This window comes from Halomonas sp. MMH1-48 (assembly GCF_022348105.1).
GTDB lineage: Bacteria > Pseudomonadota > Gammaproteobacteria > Pseudomonadales > Halomonadaceae > Vreelandella > Vreelandella piezotolerans.
Window position 1 is genome coordinate 86,327 of sequence record NZ_JAKRFL010000005.1, and the last position, 13,341, is coordinate 99,667.

Sequence of the window (13,341 nt, forward strand, 5' to 3'; positions counted from 1 at the left end):
TTATTTCTGCTGCACGGTGACGTTGTCGCAGAACTGACTTATTTCTACCCTAAGGTAATTCGATGACACTCATGTGGCTCGGAGGTTACCTTGCACATCGCCGATGTGACCATGTTCCACGCCCCGGCAAGTGGCGGCGTTCGCACCTACTTACAGGCTAAACATCGCGTGCTTTCGCGCAGCCCCAACCTGCGAACCAGCCTGCTGGTGCCGGGGGCCGAACGCGATAGTTTGGGCGACCACCATACGCTGCCGGCGCTGCACCTGCCGCTTGGGCAGGGTTATCGATTTCCGCTGCGCCGCCGTCCTTGGCGAGAAGCCTTGGTAGACCTCTCACCCACGTTGATCGAAGCAGGTGATCCGTATGTGACCGCCTGGGCCGCGCTAGAGGCTGGCCAGCGGCTAGGTGTGCCAGTGGTGGGTTTCTACCACTCCGACTTACCTAACTTAATGGGGGACCGTTTTGGACGACACGTCCACCAACGGCTGGTTCGCTACGTGGTAGATCTGTACCAGCGCTTCGATAGCGTACTCGCCCCCTGCCACGCCATGGCCAACCGTCTCACCGAGTGGGGCGTACCCAACGTACGCGTGCAGTCGTTAGGGGTCGATTTAGTGCAGTTCCACCCTTCAAGGCGCGACCCTGGCTTCCGTGCAGCCATGGGTGTACCTGACGATAAGAAACTACTGATATTCGTCGGTCGCTTCTCGCGAGAAAAGAACATCGACGTTTTACTCGCCACCATGCGGGCGCTGGGCAGCGACTATCATCTGTTACTAATGGGGCCGGGCATGCCAACGCAGGTGCCCAGCAATGTCACGGTGGTGAACCGCTGCTGCGGCAGCCATGAAGTGGCAAGAGCGCTGGCCAGTAGCGATGCGTTACTGCATGCCGGCACCCGCGAAACCTTTGGGCTAGTGGCTCAGGAAGCGATGGCCAGCGGCCTGCCAGTCATTGGTGCGCGGGCGGGTGCGCTGATCGAGAACGTACCGCTGGGCGCGGGCGTGCTCTGCCAGCCGCTGGACCCAGATGCCATGGCTGACGCCTGCGCCGCACTATTTAGCAACGACATCGCCGCGAGCGGTCGCTATGCGCGCCACTATGTCGAGCGACAGTTCAGTTGGGATAGCGTGATTGGCTCGCTGCTGACGCACTACATCGACCTATGCGGACTCGAACAGCCCGATGCCCGTGCCGTCCGCCGCTAACGCCCAACGGCTGCTACGTTTTCGTCCGCTACACGGTGTGTTGCTGCTCGCTGCCCTGGTGGCACCGCTGGTGCTCACCTCACTGGCCGGTGGCAGCCGTGCGTTCGACCATGTGGCGCAATTCCCCATTGGCTTGCTGGTTCTGATGATCGCCATGGCGGCGCTGTGCTGGAACTTGAACGCCGCCCGGCTACGCCTGATGCTGAACGGCCGCGCTGGCCAGCTTGGACAGCGCGGCGCGCTGGGCATCGAGCTGGCAGCGAAGTGCGCGCTCTGCGCGACGCCAGGCGGCAGCGGCGGTCCGGCCACCCTGCTGTTACTGCTTGCCCAGCGGGGATTTTCACCCTCGAAAGGCACCGCCGTATTTCTCATCGACCAGGGCTGTGACCTGCTGTTCTTCCTAGTGATGCTGAGCGGCTTGGTGGCGATGTCGGTAGTCGGTGATGCCCAGTGGCCGCACCAGGGCCTGGTACAGCTTTCATTGCTGGGATTGGCGCTGCTAGCCGTAGGCGTCTCGCTGATCATGGGATATTTACCCAAGCTGCTACGGTCGCGTCGTCAGTGGCTGGCTTGGCTACGCCCAAGCCGACGGCGCTGGCTGGTCAGGCGACTGTTACGCTGCCGCCATGCGTTGCGTATGACGTTAGCGCTCCCCAAGGGCACGCTGGCAGCAATGCTGGCGCTGACGACCCTGCACTGGCTACTGCGCTACAGCTTGCTTTACCTAGCAGTGATTGGCATCGGCGGGCATGCCGACTGGCTGTGGACGTTTTTGACTCAGATGCTGGCCATGGCCGCCAGCCAGTTCAGCTTTCTGCCTGGCGGCGCGGGAGCGGCTGAAGTGGGGGTGGGAAGCTTGCTGCTGCCTTTGATGGGCAGGGAGCAGGCCGCTGCCGCTGTGCTGGTTTGGCGGCTGATTAGCTACCACCTTTACCTCGCCGCCGGCGCGCCGCTGCTACTGCTCTACAGCGCGCGTCTGCTGCGTCAGCGCAAGCCGCCCCACCGCTTTCCTTGACCCTCACGAACGCAAAAAGGGCACCCGAGGGTGCCCTTTTCAGCGTCATGAAAAAAGTGCGCGGCTTACCAGCCGGTGACTTCTTTCAACGCATCGCCAATTTGCGCCAAAGAACGAACGGTTTTGACACCGGCGTCTTCTAGAGCCGCAAATTTTTCATCGGCAGTCCCTTTACCACCAGAGATGATGGCACCCGCGTGGCCCATACGCTTGCCAGGAGGTGCCGTCACGCCGGCAATGTAGGAAACCACCGGCTTCGACACGTTGGCTTTGATGTAAGCCGCGGCTTCTTCTTCGGCGGTGCCGCCGATTTCGCCGATCATCACGATTGCTTCGGTTTTCGGGTCTTTCTCGAACATCTCCAGGATGTCGATGAAGTTAGAACCCGGAATCGGGTCGCCGCCGATACCGACACAGGTAGACTGACCGAAACCGTGATCAGTGGTCTGCTTAACGGCTTCATAGGTCAGGGTACCAGAGCGAGACACGATACCGACGCGGCCTGGCTGATGGATGTGACCCGGCATGATACCGATTTTGCACTCACCGGGAGTGATCACACCCGGGCAGTTCGGGCCGATCAGGCGTACGCCCAGCTCGTCGCATTTGACTTTTGCGTCGAGCATGTCGAGGGTCGCGATGCCTTCGGTGATGCACACGATCAGCTTGATGCCAGCATTTGCAGCTTCAAGGATCGAGTCTTTGCAGAACGGTGCCGGTACGTAGATCACGCTGGCCTCTGCACCGGTTTTCTCGACCGCTTCTTTCACGGTGTTGAAAACGGGCAGGCCCAGGTGCGTCTGGCCGCCTTTGCCCGGCGTGACACCACCGACCATCTGCGTGCCATAGGCAATCGCCTGCTCGGAGTGGAACGTGCCCTGGCCACCGGTGAAACCTTGGCAGATGACCTTGGTGTTCTTATCGATCAGGATGCTCATTACTTGCCCTCCGCTGCTTTGACAACCTGCTGAGCCGCGTCGGTCAGACTGGTAGCAGCGATGATGTTCAGACCGCTAGACGCCAGTTTCTCAGCGCCCAATTCAGCGTTGTTACCTTCCAGACGTACGACCACCGGGACGTTGACGCCCACTTGCTCGACGGCACCGATGATGCCTTCCGCAATCATGTCGCAACGAACGATACCGCCGAAGATGTTCACCAGAACGGCTTTGACGTTGTCGTCAGACAGGATGATCTTGAACGCTTCTGCAACGCGCTCTTTGGTCGCGCCGCCGCCAACGTCCAGGAAGTTAGCGGGCTTGCCGCCACTCAGGTTGACGATATCCATGGTGCCCATGGCCAGGCCTGCGCCGTTCACCATGCAACCGATGTTACCGTCGAGGGCAACATAGTTCAGTTCCCACTTCGCCGCGTCGGCTTCACGCTGATCTTCCTGGGAAGGATCGCGCATGGCCTGCAGGTCTGGATGACGGTACAGGGCGTTGCTGTCGAGCCCCAGTTTGGCATCCAAGCAGTGCAGGTTGCCTTCGTCAGTGATGACCAGCGGGTTGATCTCGAGCAGTGCCAGATCTTTGTCGTGGAACAGCTTGGAGAGACCCAGGAAGATCTTGGTGAACTGTTTCACCTGATCGCCTTCCAGACCCAACGCAAAGGCCAGCTCTCGCGCTTGGTAGGGCTGTGCGCCGACCAGCGGATCGATTTCCGCTTTGAGGATCTTCTCAGGCGTCTCTTCAGCAACGGTTTCGATCTCGACACCGCCCTCGGTGGAAGCCATGAACACGACGCGACGAGTGGTACGGTCAACGACCGCGCCCAAGTAGAGCTCGTCGGCGATGTTGGTGCAGGTCTCTACCAGAATCTTGGCAACCGGCTGACCTTTTTCGTCAGTCTGGTAAGTCACTAGGTTCTTGCCCAGCCACTGCTCGGCGAAGGTTTTGGCTTCTGCCGGGTCTTTGATCAGCTTGACGCCGCCCGCTTTACCGCGGCCGCCAGCGTGAACCTGGGCTTTGACGACCCACATGTCGCCGCCGATTTTTTTACACGCTTCTACAGCTTCTTCGGGAGTGTCCACGGCAAAGCCTTTGGACACTGGCAGACCATAATCGGCAAACAGCTGCTTGCCTTGATACTCGTGAAGGTTCATCGATTCATGCCATTGGTTGCATGTGACTCGAACGATGATCAGCTGGCGTGACAGTGTATCTGTACCGCCCTGACCATCCCCGTACTTTCAGTGGCCAGCACATTACCGCGCGGGGCTGAAAGTGTTGCGCCACCTGACGGTGGCGCTTGGTTGTTGCTTAGCGAATTACTTGCGCTTCTTACGGTTCGCCATATGAATCGCATGGCCTTCTACCGCAAGAGCAGCTTCGTGCACGGCTTCCGACATGGTCGGGTGCGCGTAGCAGGTCAGCGCGAGGTCTTCGGCGCTAGAGCCGAATTCCATCGCAATCACGCCTTGAGCGATCATTTCACCGGCGTGCTGACCGACGATGTGCATACCGAGGATACGATCCGTTTCCGCATCGGCAATGATCTTGGCGCTACCTTCGGTGGCATTGTTCGCCATGGCACGGCCGCTGGCGGCGAATGGGAAGCTGCCGGTTTTGACCTCAATGCCTTTGGCCTTGGCATCTTGCTCGGTCATACCGACCCACGCCACTTCCGGGAAGGTGTAGATCACGTTCGGGATGGTGTCGTAGTTCATCTCGGCTTTGTGGCCAGCGATGATGTCCGCCACCATGATGCCCTCTTCGGACGCTTTGTGCGCCAACATCGGGCCGCGTACACAGTCGCCGATGGCGTAAACACCCGGCACGTTGGTACGGCACTGGTCGTCGACGAAGATGAAACCACGCTCGTCCAGCTCGACGCTCACGCCATCGGCAATCACGCCTTTGGTGTAGGGGCGACGGCCAACGCAAACGATCAGCTTGTCGAAGGTCATCTCTTGTTCGCCGTTGGCATCGGTGTACTTGACGACGACTTCGTCACCGTTCGCTTCCGAACCGGTCACACGGGCACCCAGTTTGATGTCCAGCCCCTGCTTCTTGAGCAGTTTCTGGGTCTCTTTGGCAATCGCGGTGTCGACCATCGGCAGGAAGGAGTCCATCGCTTCCAGGACGGTGACTTCAGAACCCAGACGGTTCCATACGCTGCCCAGCTCCAGGCCGATGACGCCCGCGCCAATGACGCCAAGACGCTTCGGCGTTTCCTGAAATTCCAGGGCGCCGGTGGAATCGACGATTAGGCCTTCGGTCAGCGGGGTCGGCGGAATTTCCACTGGCACGGAGCCTGCCGCGATGACGATGTTATCGGCGTCATAAGTCGTGGTATTGCCGTCGAGGTCGGTGACTTCGACTTGCTTGCCAGAGATGACTTTACCGGTACCTTCGATGGCCGTAACACCATTGGCTTTGAACAGGCCAGAGATGCCGCCGGTCAAGTTCTTAACGATCTTGTCCTTGCGCGCCATCATCTTCTTGACGTCCATGGTCACGTCGCCGGCTTCGATACCCATGTCGTCGAAATCGTGCTTGGCTTCGACGAACTTGTGCGAGGCTTCAAGCAGCGCTTTGGACGGGATACAACCGACATTCAAGCAGGTACCGCCGTGAACGACGTTACCTTCTTTACCGATCCATTTTTCAACACAGGCGGCTTTCAGACCCAGCTGCGCAGCGCGGATAGCCGCTACGTAGCCACCAGGGCCTGCACCAATAACGATCACGTCAAACTTGTCAGCCATGTTGGCTCCTTTAGCTTGGTGGCCTCCTCCCGGGTGGATGACCGCGGGTAGGAGGCTGTGTGCGATTAACTCAGCGTGCTCAACACTAGCGAAGGCGGATCAGCGCGCTTCGTTATACGTCCAGCAGCAGACGAGCCGGGTCTTCCAGCAGCTCTTTAATCGTAACCAGGAATTGTACCGCGTCTTTGCCGTCGATCATGCGGTGGTCGTAAGAGAGTGCCAGATACATCATCGGGCGAATTTCGACCTTACCGTTCACCGCCATCGGGCGTTCCTGGATCTTGTGCATCCCCAGGATAGCGGTTTGCGGCGGGTTGATGATCGGGGTCGACATCAGTGAGCCAAAGATACCGCCATTGGTGATGGTGAACGTGCCGCCCTGCATTTCGTCGATGCCGAGCTTACCGTCACGCGCACGCTTGCCAAAGTCGACGATCGTCTTCTCGACGTCGGCAATTTTCATGCTGTCAGTGTCACGCAGAATTGGCACCACGAGACCACGATCCGTCGATACGGCAACACCGATGTCTTGGTAACCATGGTAAACGATATCGGTGCCATCGATGGAGGCGTTGACATCCGGGAAGCGCTTGAGAGCTTCGGAGGCGGCTTTTACGAAGAAGCCCATGAAGCCAAGCTTGGTGTCGTGGGCCTTCAGGAAGGTATCTTTGTACTGGGCACGCAGCGACATCACCGCACCCATGTCCACTTCGTTGTACGTGGTCAGCATGGCAGCGGTCTGCTGTGCTTGAACCAAACGCTTGGCGATGGTTTGACGCAGACGGCTCATCGGCACGCGCTTCTCGGCACGCTCACCCTCGACCGCTGGCGCAGCAGCGGCTTTGGCGGGTGCAGAGGACTTAGCCGCTTTCTTTGCCGAGCCCTCTTTGACGGCTTTCTGAACGTCTTCTTTCAGAATACGGCCGCCTTTGCCGGTACCTTCGATCTTGGACACGTCCAGATCGTGCTCAGCCACCATTTTACGTGCCGCCGGTGCCAGGATCTTGTCGCCGACTTTCTCGTCAGCGCCGTCGTCGTCGCTGCCGGACTTGTCTTCGGTGCTCGGTGCGCTGGCTTCGTCGCTGCCACCGCCTTCGACGAAGGTCGCCAGAATCGCTTCCGACTCTACCTGACTGCCCTCTTCGGCCTTGATCTCTTGCAGCGCACCGTCGGCCGGTGCCACGACTTCGAGTACGACCTTGTCGGTTTCGATGTCGGCGAGTACTTCGTCACGCTTGACCGCTTCGCCAACTTTTTTGTGCCACGTGGCAACGGTGCCTTCCTGGATCGATTCAGGGAAGCTGGGGGCTTTTACATCGTGCTTTTTACCGCCGCCAGCAGGCTTAGACTCTGCTTTTGGTTCGGTTTTTTCAGTACTGCTATCGCTTGAAGCGCTCTCTTTAGAAGAGCTATCTTCTTTGCTGGCAGACGCGTTGCCTTCGCCAATTTTGCCCAATACTTGCTCAGACTCGACGGTATCGCCCTCTTCGGCCATGACGTCGGTCAGGGTACCCGCTTCCGGTGCGACGACTTCGAGCACCACTTTGTCGGTTTCGATTTCAACAATCAGCTCGTCGCGTTCGACGCTGTCACCCGGCTTTTTATGCCACGCGGCCACAGTGCCCTCGGCAACGGATTCCGGAAAGGTTGGCGCTTTGATCTCAGTAGCCATGTCGTTTCCCTTATGTGTTCTCTAAACCCGGTGGGCGCTTATAGGTTAAAAGCGTCTTCCACCAGCTGGCGCTGCTGTTCAGTGTGGACGGACATGTAGCCCGCTGCCGGAGCAGCCGAGGCAGGACGCCCTGCGAATTTCAACTCACGTCCAAGGCCATCTTTCAACATATCGGCCACGGTACGCATGTGGTGCTGACTGGAGTACCAGGCGCCTTGGTTCAGCGGCTCTTCCTGACACCATACGATGTCTTCCACATTGGCATACGCCTGGAGCACTTCCAGAAGCTCTTCTTTCGGGAAGGGATAGAGCTGCTCTAGACGAATGATCGCCGTGTCGTCACGCTCGTTTTCAGCGCGCCAGTTGGCCAGATCGTAGTAGACCTTGCCTGCGCACATAATGACGCGGGTGACGTTGTCGGCGTCGAGATTCGCTTGATCCGGCAGTACCATGTGGAACTTGCCGTGGGCGAGATCTTCCAAGCTCGACACTGCTTCTTTGTGGCGCAGCAGCGACTTAGGCGACATGACCACTAGCGGTTTACGCAGCGGACGAATCACTTGGCGGCGCAGCAGGTGGAAAATCTGCGCTGGCGTCGTCGGTACGCACACCTGCATGTTGTGCTCGGCGCACAGCTGCAAGAAGCGCTCTAGACGGGCAGAAGAGTGCTCGGGCCCTTGGCCTTCATAGCCATGAGGCAGCAGCATGGTCAAGCCGCACAGGCGACCCCACTTGGTCTCACCGGAAGAGATGAACTGGTCGACCACCACTTGAGCGCCGTTGAAGAAGTCACCGAACTGCGCTTCCCAAATGACCAAGTCATTCGGGGCGGTGGTCGAGTAACCGTATTCGAATGCCAGCACGGCTTCTTCCGACAGGAAGGAGTCGTGGATGGTAAAGCGCGGCTGACCGTCGGCCATATTCTGCAGCGGTACATAGGTCGACCCGTCTTTCTGGTTGTGCACGACCGCGTGACGGTGGGAGAACGTCCCACGCCCCACATCCTGCCCGGTGATGCGGATAGGATGACCTTGGTCGAGCAACGTGGCGTACGCCAGGGTTTCTGCAAAGCCCCAGTTGAGCCCCATGCCGCCCGCCTGCATTTTACGGCGGTCTTCGTAGATTTTGGCGACCTGGCGCTGAACGTCGACACCGTCCGGTATTTCACACATCTTCGCCGCTAGCTGCTGAAGACGCTTCATATCGAAGGTGGTGTCGGCGTCACCGGTCCACTCGTGGCCAAGGTAAGGCGCCCAATCCACGAATAGTGAGGTGTTGGGCTCTTGGACCAGCGCATTGGCAACATGATTACCTGCAACAAGGTCATCACGGTAGGTTTCTACCATGGCCTTGGCATCGTCTTCAGTGATGACGCCCTGCTCGACCAAACGCTGCGCGTAAAGCGTACGTGAGGAAGCGTGGTCTTTAATCTTGGCGTACATCATTGGCTGCGTGCCTGACGGCTCGTCTGCCTCGTTGTGACCACGGCGACGGTAGCACACCAGATCGATCACGACGTCTTTCTTGAACTGTTGACGATAATCCAGCGCTACTTGTGTCGCGTGAATCACGGCATCAGGGTCGTCGCCGTTGACATGGAAGATCGGCGCCTGAACCATTTTGGCAATGTCAGTACAGTATTCCGTAGAGCGCGCGTCCAAGGGGTTCGAGGTGGTGAAGCCCACTTGGTTATTGATGACGATGTGCACCGTGCCGCCCGTCTTGTAAGCACGGGTCTGAGACATCTGGAATGTCTCCATCACCACGCCCTGACCGGCGAATGCAGCATCACCATGGACGTTGATGGGCAGCACTTTGCTGCCTTCGTCATCGTTACGACGATCCTGGCGAGCGCGTACAGACCCTTCGACGACCGGCGCAACGATCTCCAGGTGCGACGGGTTGAACGACATGGCGAGGTGGACTTCCCCACCCGGTGACATGACGTTCGAGCTAAAGCCCTGGTGATATTTGACGTCGCCGGAGCCACGCTCGATGACTTTCTTGCCATCGAACTCGTCGATCAAATCCGCTGGGTTTTTACCCAAGATATTGACCAGCAGGTTCAAGCGACCACGGTGGGCCATGCCGATGACGACTTCTTTGGTGCCGTAACCACCGGCGCGCTGAATCAGCTCGTCCATCATCGGTACGAACGACTCACCACCCTCCAAACCGAAGCGTTTGGTGCCCGGGTACTTGGACGCTAGGTAGTTTTCTAATCCTTCCGCTGCGGTCAACCGCTCCAGCACGTGCTTGCGCACGTCATCGCTGAACTTGGGTGCGCTGCGTACCGATTCGAACCGACGCTGTAGCCAACGCTTCTCTTCGGTATCGACGATGTGCATGATCTCGCAACCGATGGAGCGACAGTAGGTCTGCTCCAGCGCGTCGACGATGTCACGCAGCGGCGCTTTATCGATACCCAGGAAAAACGAGCCGGTTTGAAACTCGGTGTCGAGATCAGCTTTGGAGAGCTGGTGGAACGACAGGTCGAGGTCGGGAACGGGGGTGGGATTACGCAGCCCAAGCGGGTCGATATTGGCCTTCTGATGGCCACGGAAGCGATACGCGTTGATCAGCTGCAGGACTTTGACCTGCTTCTTATTCTCACCGCTGTCGGAGGCGGCAGCTACCCGGCCCGGGCGGCTTTCACGGCCCAGTTGGTAGAACTGATCACGAATGGGGCTTAGTGGAACATCGTGGGAGGCACTGCCCTCAGGACGCGGCAGCTGATCAAAATAGCTGCGCCACTCGTCTGAGACAGAATCAGGATCGGCGAGGTACTGCTCGTAAAGCGCTTCCACGTAGTGGACATTGCCACCACTAACGTGAGAGGAACGCCACATCAACTCCATTATGCCTTGTTGCATCTCTCGGTCACCCTGCACTGATGGGGTGGTATCGGCATCGCTGCATGCATGCAACGACATCGCTATTGCCCTGCCGGCGGGGCGGGACGTTTGCCGGCGGCGCCGACCGGAGGCCGGAAGCCCTTGTTCATACACGTGGTTAAGACCACGTAGTTGCGACGCGTTTCTCATTCAGTTCATGCTCAAAAGCCGGTACGTAAAGCACCGGCTTTTAAACTTGGCTGACCACGGTGCGACGCGTCGCCGCACCGTGACGGCCCCTATGATAACAAGCGAAGCGCCACGATTTAAGTAGCTTTATGCTGCAACTTACGTGGTACACGCTTTTTCTTCATGGGATTAGATAGTTACGTAGCGTCAGCAAGCAACATTTCACGAATTTTACCAATTGCACGGGTCGGGTTAAGACCTTTCGGGCACACGGCAACACAGTTCATGATGCCACGGCAGCGGAAGACCGAGAACGGATCCTCCAAGCTGGTCAGGCGCTCACGGGTTGCGGTATCGCGGCTGTCGGCCAGGAAGCGGTAAGACTGCAGCAGGCCAGCAGGACCCACGAATTTGTCCGGATTCCACCAGAACGACGGGCACGATGTGGAGCAACACGCGCACAGAATACATTCGTATAGGCCGTCCAGTTTGTCGCGCTCTTCCGGCGACTGCAGGCGCTCAATGGCCGGTGCCGGGGTGTCGTTCTGCAGATACGGCTGGATACGCTCGTACTGCTTATAGAACAGCCCCATGTCGACCACCATATCGCGGATGACCGGAAGACCAGGCAGCGGGCGAAGTGTCAGCTTGTTGTTTTTCACAACGTCTGACAGCGGCGTGATGCACGCCAGGCCGTTTTTGCCATTCATGTTCATGCCGTCGGAACCGCAAACACCCTCACGGCAGCTGCGGCGATAGGCCAAACCGCTGTCTTGCTCTTTCATCAGATGCAGAACATCCAGCACCATCAGATCGCGGCCTTTGGTATCGACCTGAAACTCCTGCATATAAGGTGCGGAGTCGGTTTCCGGATTGTAGCGGTATACGGATACCTGAAGATTGGACATGGTGACTCCCTCTCGTCGGTGCGGAGATTAGTAGGTACGAACCTTGGGCTCGAACGTATCGACGGTTTTCGGCTTGAAGTTGACGTCGCGCTTCTTCAGCTCTTTGCTGGCCGGGAAGTAGAGCGAGTGTTTCAGCCAGTTGACATCATCACGGTCAGGATAGTCGTAGCGCGAGTGGGCACCACGGCTCTCTTTACGCTCGAGGGCAGCAATCGCCGTTGCTTCTGCCACTTCCATCAGGTTGTCCAGCTCCAGCGCTTCGACACGAGCCGTGTTGAACGCGTTGGATTTGTCCGGCAGGTGCGCATTGGCAATGCGGCCACGCAGGTCCGCCAGCTTTTTGACACCTTCTTGCATGTTTTTCTCTTCACGGAATACACCGAAAGAGTTCTGCATGATGTCTTGCAGCTCGGCTTTCAGCGCCGGAATGCTTTCGCCACCCTCTTCGGATTCGTTCCAGCGCGTGATGCGCTTCATGGCGAACTCGATGTCCGACTCGGAAGCCTCGAGGTATTCGATACCTTCGTTCAGCGCGCCTTCGATGAACATACCCGCAGCACGGCCGAAGACCACCAAGTCGAGCAGTGAGTTACCGCCCAGGCGGTTGGCACCGTGGACCGATACACACGCCGCTTCGCCACAGGCGAACAGGCCGTTGACGATCTGGTCGTTACCATTTTCGTCTTGAGTGATCGCTTGGCCATGGATGTTGGTCGGAATACCGCCCATCATATAGTGGCAGGTCGGGACGACAGGAATCGGGTCTTTCGCCGGATCGACATGGGCGAAGGTCTTGGAGAGCTCGACGATCCCCGGCAGACGCTTGCCAAGGACTTCTTCGCCAAGGTGATCGAGTTTCAGGAAGACGTGATCACCCTTCTCGCCACAGCCGCGGCCTTCGAGAATCTCCATGACCATGGAGCGTGCCACCACGTCTCGACCCGCTAAGTCTTTGGCGTTCGGTGCATAGCGCTCCATGAAACGCTCGCCGTCTTTGTTGATCAGGTAGCCACCCTCACCACGGCATCCTTCGGTCACCAAGGTGCCCGCACCGTAGATACCGGTCGGGTGGAACTGCCACATTTCCATATCCTGCATCGGGAAGCCAGCGCGCAGCGCCATGCCGATGCCGTCACCGGTATTGATCAGAGCGTTGGTGGTAGAGGCGTAGATACGACCCGCACCGCCAGTCGCCAGAACCGTGGCTTTCGATTTAACGTGCACCACTTCACCGGTTTCGATGCACATGGCGATACAGCCCACTACGTCACCGCTGGCGTTCTTGACCAGGTCGACTGCATACCACTCGTTCAAGAACGTGGTGTTGTTCTTGAGGTTGTTTTGGTACAGGGTGTGCAGCAGTGCGTGGCCGGTACGGTCGGCGGCTGCACAGGTACGAGCCGCTTGGCCGCCTTCGCCAAAGTTCTTCGACTGACCGCCAAACGGACGCTGGTAGATGCGGCCGTTATCGAAACGCGAGAACGGCAGGCCCATGTGTTCCAGTTCGAAGACCGCTTTGGGGCCTTCGGAGCACATGTATTCTGCGGCGTCTTGGTCAGCAATGTAGTCGCCGCCTTTGACCGTGTCGTACATGTGCCAACGCCAGTCATCGTTCGGGTCGGCGGAGGCGATGGCACAGGTAATACCGCCTTGAGCAGAAACCGTGTGAGAGCGCGTCGGGAACACTTTGGAAAGTACGGCTGTCTTTTTACCGGATTTTGCTAGTTCGAGCGCCGCACGCAGGCCAGAGCCACCGCCACCGATGATGATGGCGTCGAATGTCAGGCTACGAAGGTTAGACATGT

9 protein-coding genes are annotated in these 13,341 nt (G+C 58.4%); 2 read left to right on the plus strand and 7 right to left on the minus strand.

Translation table 11 applies throughout. The annotated features are described in order from the left end of the window. The first annotated feature begins 90 nt into the window (after positions 1-90). Both MHM37_RS06895 and MHM37_RS06900 read left to right on the plus strand, forming a co-directional pair. Positions 91-1,209 carry a glycosyltransferase family 1 protein gene (locus MHM37_RS06895; RefSeq protein ID WP_153842318.1) on the plus strand — a complete coding sequence of 373 codons (1,119 nt, stop codon included), beginning with the start codon at positions 91-93 and terminating at the stop codon, positions 1,207-1,209. Continuing rightward, positions 1,187-2,224, plus strand: a complete 1,038-nt coding sequence (locus tag MHM37_RS06900; protein ID WP_239285091.1) for a lysylphosphatidylglycerol synthase transmembrane domain-containing protein — start codon at positions 1,187-1,189, stop codon at positions 2,222-2,224. Before MHM37_RS06895 ends, MHM37_RS06900 begins: the two co-directional genes overlap by 23 nt. A 65-nt stretch (positions 2,225-2,289) precedes the next feature. Here MHM37_RS06900 and sucD read toward each other — a convergent pair whose 3' ends face one another. The 7 genes from sucD to sdhA all read right to left on the minus strand — a co-directional run bounded on the left by sucD (position 2,290) and on the right by sdhA (position 13,339). Beyond that, positions 2,290-3,162: a succinate--CoA ligase subunit alpha gene (sucD, locus tag MHM37_RS06905; RefSeq protein ID WP_044627828.1), complete on the minus strand. Its 873-nt coding sequence runs from the start codon at positions 3,160-3,162 to the stop codon at positions 2,290-2,292. Beyond that, on the minus strand, positions 3,162-4,328 hold the full coding sequence (gene sucC, locus MHM37_RS06910; protein ID WP_016914526.1) for an ADP-forming succinate--CoA ligase subunit beta: 1,167 nt from the start codon (positions 4,326-4,328) through the stop codon (positions 3,162-3,164). Before sucC ends, sucD begins: the two co-directional genes overlap by 1 nt. A gap of 165 nt (positions 4,329-4,493) precedes the next feature. Then, a complete protein-coding gene (lpdA, locus tag MHM37_RS06915; protein ID WP_139525441.1) occupies positions 4,494-5,933 on the minus strand; it encodes a dihydrolipoyl dehydrogenase in 1,440 nt (479 codons plus the stop codon). A 112-nt stretch (positions 5,934-6,045) separates the two neighbouring features. Beyond that, on the minus strand, positions 6,046-7,605 hold the full coding sequence (gene odhB, locus MHM37_RS06920; protein WP_153842316.1) for a 2-oxoglutarate dehydrogenase complex dihydrolipoyllysine-residue succinyltransferase: 1,560 nt from the start codon (positions 7,603-7,605) through the stop codon (positions 6,046-6,048). Positions 7,606-7,643: 38 nt separating this feature from the next. Beyond that, positions 7,644-10,478, minus strand: a complete 2,835-nt coding sequence (locus tag MHM37_RS06925) for a 2-oxoglutarate dehydrogenase E1 component (protein ID WP_153842462.1) — start codon at positions 10,476-10,478, stop codon at positions 7,644-7,646. Between the two features lie 347 nt (positions 10,479-10,825). Next, the gene (locus tag MHM37_RS06930) at positions 10,826-11,536 is read right to left on the minus strand and encodes a succinate dehydrogenase iron-sulfur subunit (protein WP_016914530.1); all 711 of its coding nucleotides are present in this window, start codon (positions 11,534-11,536) and stop codon (positions 10,826-10,828) included. 27 nt (positions 11,537-11,563) lie between these two features. Then, on the minus strand, positions 11,564-13,339 hold the full coding sequence (gene sdhA / locus MHM37_RS06935; RefSeq protein ID WP_239296109.1) for a succinate dehydrogenase flavoprotein subunit: 1,776 nt from the start codon (positions 13,337-13,339) through the stop codon (positions 11,564-11,566). Positions 13,340-13,341: the final 2 nt, after the last annotated feature.